Source organism: Agromyces sp. NPDC056965 (genome assembly GCF_042673425.1).
Lineage (GTDB): Bacteria > Actinomycetota > Actinomycetes > Actinomycetales > Microbacteriaceae > Agromyces.
This window is the reverse complement of the sequence record NZ_JBHURI010000085.1, coordinates 1-17,159: the sequence shown is the minus strand read 5'-3', so window position 1 is coordinate 17,159 and position 17,159 is coordinate 1. Positions and strand designations below refer to the sequence as shown.

Below are 17,159 nucleotides of genomic sequence, written 5' to 3'. Positions count from 1 at the left end.
GCAGAGTGCGATGTGCACCGGCCGGCGGGTGGCGGTTCAGGCAGAGAGCCGGAGACGGATCAGCTGGGAACCGGAGACGGATCGGGCTGGGAGCCGGCGACGGGCGGAGCCCCGCCTCAGAGCCAGCGATCCCGCAGTGCGGGCTTCAGCCAGGCGGCGGGGGAGGAGATCGACAGGCCGCCGTCGACGGGGATCGTCGTGCCGGTGACGAACGACGCGGTGTCCGAGGCGAGGAAGGCCACGACGCCGGCGACCTCCTCCGGGCGGCCGATGCGGCCGAGGGGGTAGCCCTCGCTCTCGCCGGTCTCGTCGGCCGAGATGCTGCCGGGCGCCACGGCGTTGACCCGCACGCCCCGAGGGCCGTACTCGAGCGCGAGCTGGCGCACGAGCCCCTCGACGCCGGCCTTGGCCGCGGCGTAGGCCGGCAGGCCCGGTGCGGCGAGCGAGGCGTTCACCGAGGTGACGGCGACGATGGACGAACCGGGGGCGAGTCGCGGCAGCGCGGCGCGCGCCACGAAGAACGCCGAGTCGAGCGTCGCCCCGAGGGCGCCGCGCCAGTCGTCGTCGCTCGTGGCGTCGGCCGCGCCGATCGGCATGCGGGCGGCGGCGAGCACCACGACGTCGAGGCGGCCGAGCGCCTGCTCGGCGTCGGCGACGGCGTGCGCCGCGGCATCCGCTCGGCTGCAGTCGGCGGTGAGGTACCGCTCGAAGACGGGGTCGGCGGATGCCTCGAGCCCCACTCCGACGACCGCGTCGCCCTGCTCGGCGAAGGCCCTGGCGATCGCGAGCCCGATGTCGGAGCCGCCGCCGATCAGCAGGACGCCGCGACGGGTCACACGCGCACCGCGGTCGGCAGCGGCGGGAGGTCGAGCTCCTCGATGACGAGGTCGACGGCGGCGCGGCTGCCGGCGTCGAGGCGGGCGGCCGGGTAGCGCACGGTGGCGTGGTCGATGATGCCGCGCGCCACGAGCACCTCCTTGTGCACCGCCCACGCGATGCCGCCCTGCAGACCCACCAGCACGAGGGGGAGCATACGTCGGAACCCGGCGCGCGCCTCGTCGACGCGCCCGGTGATGAACTGCTCGAGCACAGGCGCGAGCAGGTCGGCGAACTCGCAGGCCGGCATCGTGCCGACCGCGCCGCGGGCGTACTCCTCGAGGCAGAACTGCGCGTTCTGCCCGCCGAGCACCGCGAAGTCGGCGTCGCCGATCGCGTCGACGACCGCGCCGACCTTCGGGGCCGTCGGGGGCGCCTCGATCTTCACCGAGTCGACGCCGTCGAGGCGGGCGAGCTCGGCGATGAGCGACGGGGCCATGGCGACGCCGGTCACGCCGGGGGCGTCCTGCACCATGACCGAGAGCGAGGTGGCCGCGGCGACCTCGCCGTAGAAGTCGATGAGGCTCGCGGCAGGCGGCTTCACCATGAACGGCGGCAGCACCATGAGTGCGTCGGCGCCGCCCTCCTGGGCGATGAGCGACTGCTCGATCGAGGTCGCCGTCGAGGTGCCGTTGACGCCGGCGACGACGGGCACGCGGCCCGCGACGACCTCGACGACATCGGAGAGGATGGTGCGGCGCTCGGCCGCGGTGAGGGCGAAGCCCTCGCTCGCCATGCCGAAGACGGCGACACCGTCGACGCCGGAGGCGAGCTGGAACTCGACCAGTCGTCGCAGGCTGGCGCGGTCGAGCGCGCCGGATTCGTCGAACGGGGTGGCAAGAATCGGCATCAAGCCATGGAGCATCGGGGCCATCGGCCAGTTCCTCACTTCAGCGTCGTTGCTTTGCCAGTCTCGCAACTGACATTCATATTGTGAGATAGCCTGCCACATATCGGGTACCTCCACCACCGAAGGATGACACGGATGTCGCGCTCCACTCCCTCACGAACCGTCGAGATCATCTCCGCCGAGCGGTACGTCCAGGCCGAGTCGCCCCGTTGGGACGGGCGCGACGGCGGTCTCGGATGGATCGACATGGCGACCAGCTCGTTCCATCGCGGGCGGTTCAACGGGGGAATGGTCGTGCCGGGCCCCGCGGTGACCGTCGGCAGGAGGATCGGCGCGCCCGTGCCGCTCGCCGAGGCCGGCGCGGGGTGGGCGGTGGCCGTCGACCGAGGCGTCGTGCACGTGGGCGACGACGGGGTCGTCTCGCCGATCGCGGTCGACCTCGCCTCGGGCGACGACTACATGAACGACGGCGGCGGCGATCCGCTCGGCCGCTTCTGGGTCGGCAGCCAGTCGATGCCGAGGGCACCGCACTGCTCGCTCTGGAGCATCGACCCCGACGGCGCGGCGACCGAGCGCCTCGACGGCGTGACCGTCTCCAACGGGCTCGCGTTCGATCGCACCGGCGAGACGCTGTACTACATCGACACCCTCCCGCACCGCAGCATCGAGGCCTTCGACGTCGCGCCCGACGGCCGGCTCGGCAACCGGCGCACCGTCTGCCGGGTCGAGGGCGGCAATCCCGACGGCCTGGCGATCGACCTCGAGGGCATGCTCTGGGTGGCGGTCTGGGATGCCGCCGAGGTGCGCCGCTACTCGCCGCAGGGCGTGCTGCTCGAGACGATCGAACTGCCGTCGAAGCGGCCGACGGCCGTCGCACTCGTCGACCGGCTGCTCGTGATCACGACGGCGAGCATCGGGTTGCCGCATCCGACCGACGCCGACGGCGCCCTGCTCGGCGTCGAGGTGGAGGTCGGGGGAGCGCCCGCCTTCCCCTGGCGCGGAGCGCCGCCGCGAGCGTTCGCCGGAGCCGAGTAGCGCCCCGGCCCGCCCGATCCGCGGCAGGGCGCTCGTCGCAGCGGGTGCCGCTGTGCACAGGGCCGCGCCGATCGCGGGGCGGTTCGGCCGTCGGCGTGAATAGACTGCGCCAATGGTGAGCGCATGGAACGAGCAGGCCGCACGATATCTGCTCGCCTCCACGAACTGTCCGCGGTGCGACGCGCAGCTCGGCGACCACGCGATCTGCCCCGAGTGCGCCGCCGACCTGCGCGGCGCCGAGGGGCGTGAGCTGTGGGCGGCGTCGCAGCGTGCTGCCGAGGCCGTGCACGAGCGCGCGCGGCTCATCGCGGCACTGCCGACCGCGTCGTGGGCCGATCGCACCGCGACGTTCGCCGCCGGCGGTCGGCAGCAGACCCGAACGGCTCCCTCACCCGCTGCCTCGGCCGCACCGGTCGTGCAGGCGGCCGCCTCGCCGTCGAACTCGACGTCGCAGGTGAGCGTGCAATCGGTGCTCGCCGTCGCCGGCGCCGGCCTCTTCGCGGTCGCCGCGATCGTCTTCACGTTCCTGAACCCCGATGTCGGGTTCGCCATGCGTACGACCGTGATCGCCGTCGTCACCGTGATCTTCCTCGCGACCGCCTGGATGCTCCGCCGACGAGGCGTGCAGTTCTCGGCCGAGGCGATCGGCGCGCTCGGGATGGTCTTCCTCGCCCTCGACGTCTGGGCGTTCACCGAGCTCGCGCCCGCCGAGGTGAGCGGGTGGGCGTTCGCCGCGCTCGGCACGGCGATCGCTGCCGCCGCGATGCTCGCGATCGGCTGGCGTGCGCGCATCCGCACCTGGTGGTGGATCGCGCTCGTGGGCCTCACGCTCGTGCCGGCGTTCCTCGGCTACGCCGCCGGCGACTGGGGCACGGCGTGGGGTCATCTGGGCGTGATCGGCGTCGCCCTCGGCGCGCAGCAGCTCCTTCGCGTCGCGGCGCCACGATTCGGCGCGGAACTCCGCACCGATCGCGTGACGCTCACGGTAATGCAACTGCTCGCGACCGTCGTGGTGCTCGTGCAGCTGGTGTTCCTGCCGGCCGCGGACACGCAGGGGCCGGTGCTCGTGCGTGCCGCGATCCTCGCACTGCTCGCCGCCCTGGCCGCCGTGGCGACCCGGTACGGGATGCCGCGGAGCTGGAGCTTCATCGCGGGGGCGCTCGGAACGGCGGCGCTCGTCGCGGCGTCGTTCGCCCCGTCGACGCTCGACCCCGTCTGGCAGGCGGCGCTCATGCCGCTCGCCGGTGCGGTGGCGATCGGTGCGTCCGGTGCCATCCGCCCGGGCGGCGTCGTGCGTGCCCGCGAGGTGCAGGGCGGCGCACTGAGCGTCGGCCTCGCGGTCGTGCTGCCGGCCGTGACGATCGCGCTCCGAGCCCTCGGCTCGGTCGTGCTCGCCTTCCTCGGCGACGGGCTCGCCCCGTTCCGTTCGCCGGGGTCCGACCCAATCGTCCCGGTCGACGCCGGCGGTCCGGCCCCCGACGTGGCGCTCGCCGCGGTGCTCGGGCTCCTCGCCGCCGCCTCGGGCGCGGCCGGGCTCGCTGCGCTCGCGCGGCGCACCGAGCCGGCAGCCCGCCGCACGGGCTTCCCGATCGACATGCTCGTGCTCGCCCTCTGGATCGGTGCGCTCGGCACCGCGGCGTTCGTCGCATGGCCGGCATTCGCCCCCCTCGGCGGAGCGGTTGTCGGCATCACGGCCGCCGTGCTCGCGACCGCGGCGGTGATCGTTCCGATATCGCGGTTCAGCAGGGCACGCCTCCGCCTTCGCGCTCCCTTCATCGTGCTCGCCCATGCCGCCCTCGTCGTCGCCGCGCTCCTCAGCTGGAACGACCCGGGCATCACGGTGCCGGTGGGCGTCGTCATCGTCGCCGCGATCCTGGTGGTCGCCCGCCCGGTCGCGCCCGGCGCCCGGGTGGTGCACGTCGGGGCGGCCTACGCGTACGCCCTCGTCGTGTTCGCGACGGCGCTCGACCGCCTGGGCGTCGTGACGATCGTCGTGCTCTGCCTCACGACGACCGCGGCCGCGCTCTGCGCGCTCGCGGCGACGCTCGTGCGCCGAGTGGACGCCCGCTCCTGGTACGCGATCCTCGTCGTCACCGCCGTGCCGTTCCTCATCGGCGTCGCCACGGTGCTTCGCGAGCCGAACGGGTGGACGGCGCTGTCGACCGCGGTCATGTTCCTGCTCGCGCTCGCGCTCGTGCTCACCCGTCGACCGGGCCTGAACCGCCTGGTGCGCTCGGCGGCGGCCGCGTTGCTCGTGCCGTCGCTCGCGGTCGTCGCCGTCTGCCTCGGCTCGCAGTTCCTCGACGTCAGCGGCGCCCCGGTCGTGCTGCCGGTCATCGCCGCGATCGTCGCCGTCGTGCTGCCGGCGACGAAGGCGATCGAGATGGTACTCGAGCGCCGTGGCCACGACGCCGGCACCGCGGCATCCGTGCGCCTCTGGATCGAGATCTCCTCGCTCGTGACCGCGGTGATCGCGGTGCTGCTCGCCCTCGTGCGCGACGCAGCAGGGCTCGGCACGGCGACGGCCGTGCTCGTGGTGCTCGGACTCGGCTTCGCCGCCACGCGGATCGTCGCCGGCCGTCGCTACGGCTGGTGGCTCGCCGCGGCGAGCTGGACCGGGGCGCTCTGGTGCGTGTGGGCGATGCTCGGCATCGCGGTCGTCGAGCCGTACACGCTGCCGCCCGCGATCGCTGCGATCGGCGTCGGTGCGATCCTCGTCGCCCGCGGGCGACGAGGGCTCGCCCTCGCGGCGACCGGGCTCGCGTGCGCGCTCGTGCCGTCGCTCGTGCTGCTCGCCGCCTGGGGGTCGGAGCCGGGGGCGTTCCCGTGGCGTACGGCGTCGCTCCTCGCGGCATCCGTCGTGCTGCTCGTCTCCGGCTGGGTGCTGACCCGGCTGCCTGCCGGCTCGGACACGCGGATGCTTCGGGCGCCCGCCCTCGCCGGGGCGCTCGTCACCGCGGCCGCAGCGCCGATCCAGGCGATGCGGTGGGGACTCGAGCGCGACGTGGTCGCCATCGCCGATCCCGATCTCGTCATGCTGCCGGTGCTCGGCATCAGCGTCGTCGGCGTGCTGCTCGCGATCGTTTCGGTGCGGCGACTGCGCGACGGGGCGGCGAAGCCGCCGGCGGCGGTGACTCCGCTCGAGACCTGGCTCCGCGAGACGAGATGGCTCCTCGCCCCGGCCCTCGTGTTCCTCGTCGCAGGGCCGATCACGGCGATCCGGCGCGAGTGGTTCGCGATCTGGACGCTGTGGGCGCTGATGGTGCTGCTGCTCGCGCTGGCCCTCGTCACGGTGTCGCTCGCGCGCCGCACCCGCCCGGTGCTTCCGCCGTTCTGGTTCACCTACGGGCTCGCCTGGGCGACGGGGGTCACCGGTTGGAGCGAGCGCGACCTTCGCGTCGAGGTGTTCTCGCTGCCGCTCGGGCTCGCCGTGCTGGCGGCGGGCCTCATCGCGATGCGCCCGGCGGCCGTGGCGCCGTCGCATCCGTCGCTGAACTCGTGGCCGATCGGGTTCCGCGGCAGCTGGCGGTTGCTCGCGCCCGGGATCGTGCTCACCTTCCTGCCGTCGGTGCTCGCGACCGGAACGGATCCGCAGCTGTACCGGCCGATCCTCGTGATCGCGCTGGCCCTCGTCGCGATCCTCGTCGGTTCGTCGCGCAAGCTCGCCGCGCCGTTCGTGCTCGGGCTCGCGGTGCTGCCGATCGAGAACATCGTGGTGTTCTCCGCCCAGGTCGACCGCGCCGTCGGGGCCATGCCGTGGTGGATCACGCTCGCGACGGCGGGTGCCGTGCTGCTCGCGATCGCCGTCGGCTCCGAGCGGCGCACCAACCAGGGCGGCGGCGTGGCGGCGCGGTTGCGCGAGCTCGAGTAGCACCCGCCGACCCGCCTGATCCGCAGCCGGGGCCCCGGGCTTGCCGATTCCGCCTTCTCGATCTAAACTGACTAGTCAGTACAAATTGAGAAGGATGCATCGTGTCGATCATCGTGCGGGCGCACGAACTCGCCCTCCACTCCAAGCGCGGCCCCGTCTACGGCCCCGTGAACCTCGTCGCCGACCGCGGCCTCACCGTGCTGCACGGCCCGGCCGGCAGCGGCCGCACGTGCCTGCTGCTCACCCTCGCCGGACGCATGAAGCCCTCGAGCGGCACCGCGGAGGTGCTCGGCTACGAGTTGCCCCGCCGTGCCCGACCCGTGCAGCGCGCGACCGCGATCGCCGGCTTCCAGGGCATCGACACGCTCGAGGAGTCGGTGACGGTCGGCGCCGCCCTTCGCGAGCGCGCCGCGTGGCTCGCGCCCTGGTGGGCGATCGTGCGCCGAACCGACGACGCCGAGCTCCGCCGCGTGCTCGCCCCCGTCTTCGGCGACGTGCCACTGCCCTCGACCGACACCGTCATCTGGGACCTCGACGAGGTGCAGACCGTGCTGCTCCGCATCGCACTCGCGATGATGAGCGAGCCCGAGGTGCTCTTCTTCGACCAGATCGAGCAGGTGCAGTCGCCCGCGGCCCGGCGCGTGCTGTGGCAGCGCCTCGACGCGATCACCCGGGCCGGCACCGCCGTCGTGGCCTCCGCCGCCGCGCCCGACACCGCCATCTGGAACGAGCTCGGCATCGCCCCGCTCGCCTTCGACCTCACCACCATCGCGCCCGAGGTTCCGGCACCCGCCGACCCCGATGACGCCATCGACCTCATCCTGGAGCACGCCTGATGTTCGCCTTCCTCTCCTCCGGCACGGAGCTCCGACGCTTCGGCAAGGGCACGCTGCCCAAGATCGCGCTCGTCGTGCTCCTCTTCATCCCGCTCATCTACGGCGCCCTGTACCTCTGGGCGTTCTGGGCGCCGACCGACGAGCTGAAGAACCTCCCCGTCGCCCTCGTGAACGAGGACGCCGGCGCGAGCCGCGACGGCGAGGTGATCACCGCGGGCGACGACCTCGTCGATGAGCTCACGAGCCGGAACGACCTCGACTGGCAGGTGACGGATGCCGCGGACGCCACGACCGGCGTGACCGACGGCGACTACTACTTCGCCGTCACGATCCCGGCCGACTTCTCGGCCAGCGCCGTCTCGGTCGGCTCCGACGACCCGAAGCCCGCGACCGTCGAGGTCGACTACAACGACTCGAACAGCTTCCTCGCCTCCACCCTCGGCCAGCAGGCCATGGTCCAGCTGCGCGACACCGTGGCCGAGCAGGTCGGCCAGCAGACCGCCGACGCGATGCTCATCGGGCTGAACGACGCCGGCGCCGGCATCCGCTCGGCCGCCGACGGCGCGACCACCCTCGCCGACGGCCTCGCGACCGCGAACGACGGCGCCGGCCGCCTCGTCGTCGGCCTCGGCGACCTCGCGACCGGTGCCGGCGCGCTCGACACGGGCGCCGTGCAGCTCGCCGACGGCACCGGCACCCTCGCCGACGGCCTCGAACAGCTCGCCTCGGGCGCCGGTACGCTCTCGGCCGGGGCGACGCGTGTCTCGGATGGCGCGGCCGAGCTCTCTGGCAAGGTGGCCGACGCCGCGAGCGGCTCCGCCGTGCTCGCCCAGAAGGCGCACGGCCTCGCCGACGGCGCGACCGGGATCGCGACGAAGACCGGCGAACTCACGCAGGGCACCGCACTGCTCTCGGCGAAGATCGCGAGCCTCGAGGCCGATCTCGCCGGCGAGCAGGGTGCCACGGTCGACGTGACCGCGCGCCTCGCCGAGATCCAGGCGATCGCCGCGGGTGTCGACGGCGCAGCGCAGGCCGCACTGCCGACCGTGCAGGGATACGCGGGCCTCAGCAGCCAGTACGCCGGGGCCGTCGACCAGCTCTCCGCCGGGCTCACCGCCGGAGCACCGAAGGCCGCCGAGCTCGCGGCCGGCGCCGCCCAGGTGAGCGATGGCGCGTCGACCCTCTCGAACAAGTCGGGCGAAGCGGCATCCGGAGCCAGGACCATCGCGAGCGGTGCAGACCGGCTCAGCTCGGGCACCGACGACCTCGTGAGCGGCACCGGCCAGCTCGCCGACGGCGGCACCGCACTCGCGTCGGGGGCGACGCAGCTCGCCGACGGCGCCGGCACGCTCGCCGACAAGCTCGGCGAGGGCGCAGCAGCGGCGCCGCAGCTCACCACTGCCGACATCGAGGCCAAGGCCGACGTCATGGCCGCGCCCGTGCAGCTCGACCAGAGCTGGCAGAACGAGTCGAAGAGCTTCGGCGAGGGCTTCGCCCCCTTCTTCATCGCGCTCGCGACCTTCGTCGGCGGCCTCATCACGTGGCTCATCCTGCGTGCGCTGCCGACCCGGGCGCTCGCCGCCTCGGCCACGGGCCTCCGCGCCGTGATGACCGGCTTCCTGCCCGCGATGGCGATCGGCCTCGGCCAGGTCGTGATCATGGTGCTCGTGCTGGTCTACGGCATCGGCCTCGAGCCCGCCTACTGGCTCGGCACCTCGGCGTTCATCTACCTCGTGACGCTCGCGTTCCTCGCCCTGCAGCAGATGTTCATCATCGTGCTCGGCACCGCCGCGGGCCGGGTGGTGAGCCTCGTGCTGCTCATGCTGCAGCTCAGTTCATCGGGCGGCACCTACCCCGTCGAGACGACGCCGGCCTTCTTCCAGTGGCTGCACCCGTACATGCCCGCCTCCTACGTGGTGAGCGGACTGCGCGAGCTCATCACCGGCGGCGTGGACTCTAGACTGTGGATTTCGGTGCTCGTGCTGGCCGGCATCCTCGTGGGCTCGCTCGCCATCAGCGCCTGGAGCGCCGGCAAGCAGCGCATGTGGAGCGTCAGCCGCCTGCACCCCGAGCTGGCGATCTAGCCGGCGGCCCGACCGCCGGCCCGAGCGAACGACGAGGAGACACCATGGCACGCGCGAACACCACGAAGCGCGCCATCCTCGACGCCGCGCTCGAGCTGGCGGCCACCAAGGGCATCACCGGCACGACCATGGACGAGGTCGCCGAACTCGCCGGCGTCGCCAAGGGCAGCCTCTACTACAACTTCAGCTCGAAGGACCAGCTCTTCGAGGCCCTGCTGCAGGAGGGGGTCGGCGCACTCGCCGAATCCCTCCGCAGCGCGAAGGGCGAACTTCGCGGATGGGACGCGGTCGATGCGCTCGTCATCCGGCTGCTCGACATCGTCGCCGAGAACGGCGCGCTCGCGAGGCTCATGGCCTCCGAGATCTTCCGCACCGATCGCGCCTGGCAGCAGACCCTGTTCGCACTCCGGCACGAAGCGCTCGCCGTGTTCGCCGAGGCGATCGACGAGACGGATGCCGCGGCCGGACGCAGCAGCATCATGGCGTCGGGCGTCTTCGGGGCGGTGCTCATGTCGGGGCTCGAGTGGCTCGTCTTCGAGCCCGAACGGAGCCGCGACGACGTCGCCGCCGCGATCCTCGCGACGCTCCGCGTGCGCCCGACGCGGTGAGGAGGCGCCCGGGCGGAACGGAGGCGTCCGTCGCCCGGTGAGCGTAGGGTACGCAGCATGGCAGCCGATCCGTTCGACGTCGCGGTGGTGGGCGGTGGCCCGGCCGGACTGAGCGCGGCGCTCTCGCTCGCCCGGGCGCGCCGCCGCGTGATCGTGTTCGACGCGGGCGACCCGAGGAACGGCGTCGCCGCGCACATGCACGGGGTGCTCGGCCACGACGGGCTGCCGCCGACGCGACTGCTCGAACGGGGCCGGGTCGAGGTCGAGCAGTACGGGGGCGTCGTCGTCGAAGGGCGGGTCGAGTCCGCTCGCGCCCGCGGCGGCGGCATCGAGGTCGACGGCCCGTCGGGTGCCGTGACCGCGCGGCGGCTGATCGTCGCCACCGGGCTCAGGGACCGGCTGCCGGACATCGCCGGACTGCGGGAGCAGTGGGGCCGCGGCGTGGTCGTCTGCCCCTACTGCGACGGGTGGGAACGTCGCCACCACACGATCGGCGTCATCGCCGCCGGGCCCCAGGGGGTCGACCAGGCGCATCAGCTCCGGCAATGGTCCGAGCGGATCGTCTACTTCCCGAACGACGTCGGAGAGCCCGGGGCGGATGCGGTGCGAACTCTCGAGGCACGCGGCATCCGGATCGAGCGCGGCCCGGTGCGAGCGGTCCGTTCGAGCGATGGGCGGGTCGAGGCCGTCGAACTCGACGACCGCTCGGTGGCGGTCGAGACGATCTTCACTGCGACGACGCTGCACCCGCGCGACCGGCTGCTGCGCGACCTGGGGGCGCGAACGCTCGACGACGCGGCCGGCTCCTGGGTGGTGGTGGACCCCGACGGCCGCACCAGCGTCGAACACGTCTGGGCGGTCGGCAACGTGATCGACCGACGCTCGAACGTCTCGGTGTCGCTCGGCGCGGGATCGCTGATCGCCGGGGCCGTCAACGCCGATCTCACCGCTGCGGACATCGCCCTCGGCTGAGGACGGTGCCGTTCCGAGGGCGTCGGCCGCGGTCATCGACGAATCCGCCGATTCCACGTAGCGTGGACGAACCGGGTCCGAGCGCCCCGGGCGCACTTCGGGGGAGGTTCGATGCAGGTTCGGCGACGGTGGCTCCGCGCATTCGCCGCGATCGTGACGATCGCATTCGTGGGGGCGGCGGTCACGGTGACGGCCTCCCCGGCGGTCGCCGCCGGCGAGGCGCGGCTCTCGCTCTTCAAGCGGATCGAGAACCTCGACAGCGGTTCCAGCGTGGGCGACCGGTCGTTGTGGGACGTGCAGGCCGTCAACGTCGACACCGGCGAGGTGATCCGCGATCAGGGGCTGAACGGCATCCAGAGCCGCCCCGTGCCGGCGGGCACCTACGAGATCTCCGAGATCGAGCGCGCCGACACCCCGCCCGGATACCGCTTCGTGCAGTGGGAGTGCGGCGGCGACATCACGACCGATCCGGTGCGCACCATCACCCTCGCCGAGAACCAGCAGCTCACCTGCACGGTCGAGAACGAGGCGATCGAGCCGACCCTCACCCTGCACAAGGACGTCGTCGGAGGCAGCGCCCCGCCCTCGGCCTGGACGCTCGCGGCGATGGACGGGCCGACGAACGTGCAGGGTCCGGGCAACTCCGCCGAGGTCACGAACGTGCGCGTGCGCATCGGCCACTACCGGCTGCAGGAGAGCGGCGGGCCCGACGGCTACACGGCGGGCACCTGGACGTGCACGACGACCGACCACCTCGGCAACACGGGCACCCTGCCGGTCGCGGCCGATGGCGGCATCGATCTCGATCTCGACCAGTTCGTGACGTGCTCGATCACGAACTCGGCATCGCTGCCGCAGCTCACGCTCGTGAAGTCGGTGACCGGCCCTGCCGGGATGCCGCTGCACGATCCGACGGCATGGACCCTGTCGGCGACCGGCCAGGGCGGGGCGAACGACGTGATCTCCGGCCCCACCGGCTCGCTCGCCGTCACCCACGCCGGTGTCGACCCCGGCGACTACCTGCTCGAGGAGACCGGACCGGCGGGATACCTCGCGGGTGCATGGTCGTGCGTCGACCAGACGAACGGGACCCCGGTCGCCGTCTCGAACGGGACCGTCGCCGTGGGTGCCGAGGCCGACGTTCGCTGCGACATCGTGAACGACTTCGAGGGCGGATGGCTGACGCTCGTGAAGACCGTCGTCGACAGCGACCAGCCGCCCACGGACTGGACGCTGTCGGCGACCGGTGCCGTCGCGACCGCCTCGGGCGTCACCGGGTCGCCGGGCGTCACTCGCGTCCCCGTGCCCGCCGGCACCTACGCGCTCGCCGAGTCCGGGCCGACCGCCGGCTACACCACGCAGGGCTGGCAGTGCACCGGTTCGACCGCCTTCGTCACCGAGGTCGTCGTCGCCGCCGGAGCCGAGATCGCGTGCACGATCGAGAACGACCGCACCTCCGCCCACCTCACGCTCGTGAAGGCCGTGGTGAACTCCGGCGGCGGACCGCTCGCCGGAACCGACTGGACGCTCGCGGCCGACGGCTCGACGGGATTCGAGTTCGACGGCGCGACCGGCACCGAGGCGGTCAGCTTCGTCGCCGTGCCGACCGGCACCTACACGCTCTCGGAGTCGAGCAGCGAGCCCGAGGCATCCGGCTACCTCGCCGGCGACTGGGTGTGCGTCGACGACCTCACCGACGAGCAGGTCTCGACCGGACCGGTCGTCGACCTGCCGAGCGAGGAGTCCGCCGTCACCTGCACGATCACGAACCGCTGGCAGGGATCCACCCTCACGCTCGAGAAGGAGGTCGCCGCCCCCATCGGTCCCGGCGCACCCGGCTCCGCCTGGACGCTCACCGCGACGGCGCAAGCGGGTGGTGCGGTGATCTCGGGAGCCTCTGGCAGCCCGGCCGTCACCCGAGCCCCGGTGCCCGGCGGCTCGGTGTGGTCGCTCGCCGAGGCCGATGGGCCCGCGGGCTACCAGCAGTTCGGCTGGGCGTGCACGGGCGCGAGCGTCACGTCCGACGGCGTCGCCACCGTTCCGGCCGGCTCCGACGCGCACTGCACGGTGCTGAACGCCGCGATCCTGCCGACGCTCACGCTCGTGAAGGACGTCGTGAACGAACCCGGCGGCGGGACCGCGACCGACTCCGAGTTCATGCTCAAGGCGCGCGGCCCGGGCAACGCCGCCTTCGCCGGCGTCGAGGGCACGGCCGAGGTGACGAACCTGTCGGTGCCGCCCGGCCAGTACGTCTTCAGCGAGGACGGCCCCGGCGGCTATGAGGGCACGTGGTCGTGCGCCGGCACGACCTGGGACGGCCGTTCGGCGTTCGTGCAGTACGGGGAGACGGTGGTCTGCACGGCGACGAACAGCGCAGTGCCGCCGACCCTCGCCCTCGACAAGGTCGTCGACGGCGGCGACGCGGATGCCTCGGACTGGGTGCTGACCGCAGTCGGCCCCGGATCGGTCGAGGGCGAAGCGCCGGTGGCGAGCACGGTCGTCGACCAGGGCGTCTACCGGCTCGGAGAGCGGCCGTCCCCGGCGGCCGGCGCTGCGACCGACGGGTACGTCGCGGGTGAGTGGTCGTGCACCGGCAGCGGGTTCGCGCCCGCCGATCTCGTGCAGACCGGCCCCGGCGCCGCGGACCTCGTGCTCAGCCTCGGCGACGAGGTCGCCTGCACGGTCGTCAATCGCTTCGAGACCGCGCCGCCGGTGACGCCGACCCCGACACCGTCACCGGTGCCGGTGCCGCCCGCGGGCGGTGGCGGACTCCCGGCGACCGGGGTGGACCCGGCCGCGTGGCTCGCCGTCGCGGTCGGCGCGGTGGTGGCCGGACTCGGTCTCGTGCTCCTGATCCGTCGTCGCCAGTCGAGTGTCAGGCGCTCTCGGACCCCTTCAGCTCGACGCTGATCTGCTCGGCATCGAGGTCTTCGAGGGCGGCGCTGAGCGCGGCGGCGCTGAACATGCCGTCGTCGCGAGCGTCGAGCAGGGCGGTGCGCTCCGCCTCGATCATGCGGAGTCGGAGCAGGCGCACCTGCTCGGGGTCGATCCGCCGGCCGGATCCCGCGGCCGGGGAGAGGGCGCCGGCCGTCGCGTCGGCCGGAGTACCCGACGGGCCTGAGGCGTCCGCGTCCGCCGTGGCATCCGCGTCGTCCGTGGCATCCGCCTCGTCGTCGTCGCTCGCGCCCTCGGCGTTCGAGAGCTGCCAGGCCGCGCGCATGCGCTCGGCCATCTCCCGAACCGCAGGGTCGTCGTCGGCCGCCATCTCGGCCATCGCCGCCGACCGGAGCACCCGCTCGAGTTCGCGCCGCTCCGCGATGCTCTCGCCGGGGTCGCGCGCGGGCAGCAGCCGGTGCACGAGCCACGGCAGCGTGCCGCCCTGCACGAGCAGCGAGCCGACGGCGACGACGAACGCGATGAGGACGAGCAGCGAGCGGCTCGGGGTCTCCGCCGGCAGGGTCTGGGCGGCGGCGAGCGTCACGACGCCGCGCATGCCGGCCCACACCACGATCGTGCCCTCGCGCCAGCCGAGGGGCTGGGTGAGCAGGTAGTCGATGTCGGCGACCCTGCGTCGCCACATCGTGCGGAACCGTTCGGTCGTCGCCGCCGAGGGCTGCCGATCGCGTCGTGCTTCGCCTCGCGACGCCCGGTGCTCGAGGTGCTGCGTCTCGATGGCCGCGCGTCCGCGCTGGCGACCGCTTCCGGGTCCGCTGCCGAAGCTCGCCGTTCCGCTCGCGACACGGTCGGCGATCACGCCCTTGATGGTGGCAGCCCGCTTCGCCTGACGTGAGAGGGCGGCCAGCAGCGGGGCGACGAAGGCGGCGCGGATCAGCACCGTCGCCGTCAGCGCGAGGGCTGCGAGCCCCACCGCGTACCAGGCGCCCTCGTGGGCGGCCTCCACATCGGCGACGATCGCCGTCAGCTCGAGTCCCATCACGAGGAACACCGCACCCTCGAGCACGAGCTCGATCGTGCGCCAGTTCTGGACGTCCGACAATCGGTGCTGCGGGCTGAGGTAGCGCGCAGCACCGCGGCCGGTGACCAGCCCGGCGACCACGGCGGCGACGAGGCCCGAGGCGCCGAGGTGCTCGGCCGGGATGGAGGCGAGGAACGGCATCGTGAACGAGATGACGGTGTTGACCGTCGGGTTGGCGATGCGCGCGCGAACCTGCAGGTTGACCCAGCCCACGGCGACGCCGATGACGGCGGCGACGACGATCGAGTACACGAACGATCCGGCCACACCCCAGATCGAGACGGATGCCGCGGCGCCCGCGATCGCCGCCCGGAGCAGCACGAGGGCGCTCGCGTCGTTCAGCAGGCTCTCGCCCTCGAGCATCGCGACGACCCGCGGCGAGACGCCGAGGCGCTTCACGATCGACGTCGCGACCGCGTCGGTCGGGCTGACGATGGCACCGAGGGCGATGCCCCACGCGATGCCGAGGCCCGGGATCAGCCACGCGAACAGCAGCCCGAGCAGCACCGCGGTGATGACCACGAGCACGATCGACAGCCCGCTGATCGCCCCGAAGTCGCGGCGGAACTCCATCGCCGGCATCGAGACCGCGGCCGAGTAGAGGAGCGGCGGCAGCACTCCCGCGAGGATCCACTCCGGATCGATCTCGAACGACGGCACGGCCGGCAGGAGCCCGACGCCGAGGCCGACGAGCACGAGCAGCAGCGGCGCGGCGACGCCGAGCTTCGGCGCGACGGCCGTCGCAGCGGCGATGGCGAGCAGTGCGAGCACGCCCGCGAGGAGCAGGTCCATGTGAGCATTCTGCACTAGTGTCGGATGCCGCCACTCGAGAACGGAATCCACCATGGCCTGGCTGTTCCTCACCCTCGCGATCGTCTTCGAGGTCGCGGCGACGAGCTTCATCGGCAAGACCGAGGGCTTCACGAAGCCGTGGTGGACGGTCGGCGTGCTCGCCGCCTACGGGGTCTCGTTCGCGATGCTCGCGCAGGCGGTGCGCGAGCTCGAGATCGGCATGGTCTACGCGATCTGGTCGGGCGTCGGAACGGCGGCGATCGCGACCATCGGCGTGCTGTTCCTCGGCGAGAGCCTCACGATGCCGAAGCTGTTCGGCATCGGCCTGATCATCGCGGGCGTGATCGTGCTGAACGTCTTCGCCGCGCCGGCCGCGCACGCCTGATCGGGTCGCCCGCGGCGAGCCGACATCCGTCATGCGGGGGATCCGCCCGCGCGCGGCATCCGAGAGGCTGGACGGATGGACCTGGACCTGCTGAGCGGGGCCGCCCTCACCGGCCCCGCCCTCCTCGGCGCGCTCGCGCTGCTGGCGCTCGTCGACTCGACGAGCTTCGGCACCCTGCTCATCCCCACGTGGCTGCTCCTGGCGCCCGGCCGGCTGCGGCCCGTTCGCATCCTCATCTACCTCGCGACGGTCGCCGGCTTCTACCTGCTGGTCGGCGTCGTGCTGCTGACGATCGCGGCCACCGCCCTCCCGCAGCTCATGACGCTCGCAGCGACTCCCGGGTTCCTCTGGGCGCAGCTCATCGTCGGCGCGGCCCTGCTCATCGGCTCGTTCTTCATCGGCGGCAAGCGCAAGCGCTCGGGCCCCGGCCGCTTCGCACGGTGGCGTGAACGCGCGGTCACCGACGTGGGCGACGAGGCGGGCAGCCTGCTGCCCCTCATGGGGCTCGCGGTGGCGGCCGCGGCGGTCGAGGTGGCGTCGATGCTGCCCTACCTCGTCGGCATCGGGCTGCTCTCCACGTCGGAGTTCGACGCCGCCACCCGGTTCCTCGTGCTCGTGGGCTACTGCGTCGTCATGGTGCTGCCCGCCCTCGTGCTGCTCGGTCTCCGGATCGTGGCCGCGCGAGCGATGGAGCGACCCCTCGCGCGGCTCGGCGCCTGGATGGAGAAGAACGCCGCCGAGGCGACCGGATGGATCGTCGGCATCATCGGGTTCCTGCTCGCGCGGGCGGCGGCCGTCGAACTGCAGCTCTTCGACCGGCTCCTGTAGCGCCGAGACGAGAACGCGCGCACCGACCGGTCGGTCGATGCGCGCG

At 73.0% G+C, this 17,159-nt stretch carries 12 protein-coding genes; 9 read left to right on the top strand and 3 right to left on the bottom strand.

What is annotated here, in order from left to right:
- Window positions 1–116 precede the first annotated feature (116 nt).
- Both ACFTQE_RS17170 and ACFTQE_RS17165 read right to left on the bottom strand, forming a co-directional pair.
- A complete protein-coding gene (locus tag ACFTQE_RS17170; protein ID WP_376926211.1) occupies window positions 117–836 on the bottom strand; it encodes an SDR family NAD(P)-dependent oxidoreductase in 720 nt (239 codons plus the stop codon).
- A complete protein-coding gene (locus ACFTQE_RS17165; protein WP_376926210.1) occupies window positions 833–1,726 on the bottom strand; it encodes a dihydrodipicolinate synthase family protein in 894 nt (297 codons plus the stop codon). The genes ACFTQE_RS17170 and ACFTQE_RS17165 overlap by 4 nt, the downstream gene beginning before the upstream one ends.
- 135 nt (window positions 1,727–1,861) lie before the next feature.
- Here ACFTQE_RS17165 and ACFTQE_RS17160 point away from each other — a divergent pair, with 135 nt between their 5' ends.
- From ACFTQE_RS17160 to ACFTQE_RS17130, 7 genes are all read left to right on the top strand, one after another.
- Complete coding sequence (locus tag ACFTQE_RS17160) at window positions 1,862–2,761, top strand: SMP-30/gluconolactonase/LRE family protein (RefSeq protein ID WP_376926209.1); 900 nt, start codon at window positions 1,862–1,864, stop codon at window positions 2,759–2,761.
- Between the two features lie 112 nt (window positions 2,762–2,873).
- The gene (locus tag ACFTQE_RS17155) at window positions 2,874–6,632 is read left to right on the top strand and encodes an SCO7613 C-terminal domain-containing membrane protein (RefSeq protein WP_376926208.1); all 3,759 of its coding nucleotides are present in this window, start codon (window positions 2,874–2,876) and stop codon (window positions 6,630–6,632) included.
- Window positions 6,633–6,733: 101 nt separating this feature from the next.
- Entirely contained in the window at window positions 6,734–7,468 is a 735-nt protein-coding gene (locus tag ACFTQE_RS17150) for an ATP-binding cassette domain-containing protein (protein WP_376926207.1), read from the top strand.
- Entirely contained in the window at window positions 7,468–9,552 is a 2,085-nt protein-coding gene (locus ACFTQE_RS17145) for a YhgE/Pip family protein (protein ID WP_376926206.1), read from the top strand. The genes ACFTQE_RS17150 and ACFTQE_RS17145 overlap by 1 nt, the downstream gene beginning before the upstream one ends.
- A 44-nt stretch (window positions 9,553–9,596) precedes the next feature.
- Complete coding sequence (locus ACFTQE_RS17140; RefSeq protein WP_376926205.1) at window positions 9,597–10,160, top strand: TetR/AcrR family transcriptional regulator; 564 nt, start codon at window positions 9,597–9,599, stop codon at window positions 10,158–10,160.
- A 57-nt stretch (window positions 10,161–10,217) separates the two neighbouring features.
- On the top strand, window positions 10,218–11,132 hold the full coding sequence (locus tag ACFTQE_RS17135) for an NAD(P)/FAD-dependent oxidoreductase (RefSeq protein ID WP_376926204.1): 915 nt from the start codon (window positions 10,218–10,220) through the stop codon (window positions 11,130–11,132).
- A 111-nt stretch (window positions 11,133–11,243) separates the two neighbouring features.
- The gene (locus ACFTQE_RS17130) at window positions 11,244–14,042 is read left to right on the top strand and encodes an LPXTG cell wall anchor domain-containing protein (RefSeq protein ID WP_376926203.1); all 2,799 of its coding nucleotides are present in this window, start codon (window positions 11,244–11,246) and stop codon (window positions 14,040–14,042) included.
- On the opposite strand, the gene ACFTQE_RS17125 is transcribed toward ACFTQE_RS17130, so the two are convergent.
- Window positions 14,008–15,900, bottom strand: a complete 1,893-nt coding sequence (locus tag ACFTQE_RS17125; protein ID WP_376926202.1) for a cation:proton antiporter — start codon at window positions 15,898–15,900, stop codon at window positions 14,008–14,010. The two genes, ACFTQE_RS17130 and ACFTQE_RS17125, sit on opposite strands and share 35 nt — an antisense overlap.
- Window positions 15,901–15,952: 52 nt before the next feature.
- On the opposite strand from ACFTQE_RS17125, the gene ACFTQE_RS17120 reads away from it, so the two are divergent.
- Together ACFTQE_RS17120 and ACFTQE_RS17115 are read left to right on the top strand one after the other, a co-directional pair.
- Entirely contained in the window at window positions 15,953–16,285 is a 333-nt protein-coding gene (locus ACFTQE_RS17120) for a multidrug efflux SMR transporter (RefSeq protein WP_074260524.1), read from the top strand.
- Window positions 16,286–16,360: 75 nt separating this feature from the next.
- Window positions 16,361–17,113: a GAP family protein gene (locus tag ACFTQE_RS17115; protein WP_376926201.1), complete on the top strand. Its 753-nt coding sequence runs from the start codon at window positions 16,361–16,363 to the stop codon at window positions 17,111–17,113.
- The last annotated feature ends 46 nt before the right edge of the window (window positions 17,114–17,159 follow it).

Bases quoted from the DNA above. Each gene is read 5' to 3' on its own strand.
- ACFTQE_RS17135 (WP_376926204.1), top strand. From the start codon at position 10,218: ATGGCAGCCGATCCGTTCGACGTCGCGGTGGTGGGCGGTGGCCCGGCC.
- ACFTQE_RS17125 (WP_376926202.1), bottom strand. From the start codon at position 15,900: ATGGACCTGCTCCTCGCGGGCGTGCTCGCACTGCTCGCCATCGCCGCT.
- ACFTQE_RS17160 (WP_376926209.1), top strand. From the start codon at position 1,862: ATGTCGCGCTCCACTCCCTCACGAACCGTCGAGATCATCTCCGCCGAG.
- ACFTQE_RS17145 (WP_376926206.1), top strand. From the start codon at position 7,468: ATGTTCGCCTTCCTCTCCTCCGGCACGGAGCTCCGACGCTTCGGCAAG.
- ACFTQE_RS17155 (WP_376926208.1), top strand. From the start codon at position 2,874: ATGGTGAGCGCATGGAACGAGCAGGCCGCACGATATCTGCTCGCCTCC.
- ACFTQE_RS17165 (WP_376926210.1), bottom strand. From the start codon at position 1,726: ATGCCGATTCTTGCCACCCCGTTCGACGAATCCGGCGCGCTCGACCGC.
- ACFTQE_RS17140 (WP_376926205.1), top strand. From the start codon at position 9,597: ATGGCACGCGCGAACACCACGAAGCGCGCCATCCTCGACGCCGCGCTC.
- ACFTQE_RS17115 (WP_376926201.1), top strand. From the start codon at position 16,361: ATGGACCTGGACCTGCTGAGCGGGGCCGCCCTCACCGGCCCCGCCCTC.
- ACFTQE_RS17120 (WP_074260524.1), top strand. From the start codon at position 15,953: ATGGCCTGGCTGTTCCTCACCCTCGCGATCGTCTTCGAGGTCGCGGCG.
- ACFTQE_RS17130 (WP_376926203.1), top strand. From the start codon at position 11,244: ATGCAGGTTCGGCGACGGTGGCTCCGCGCATTCGCCGCGATCGTGACG.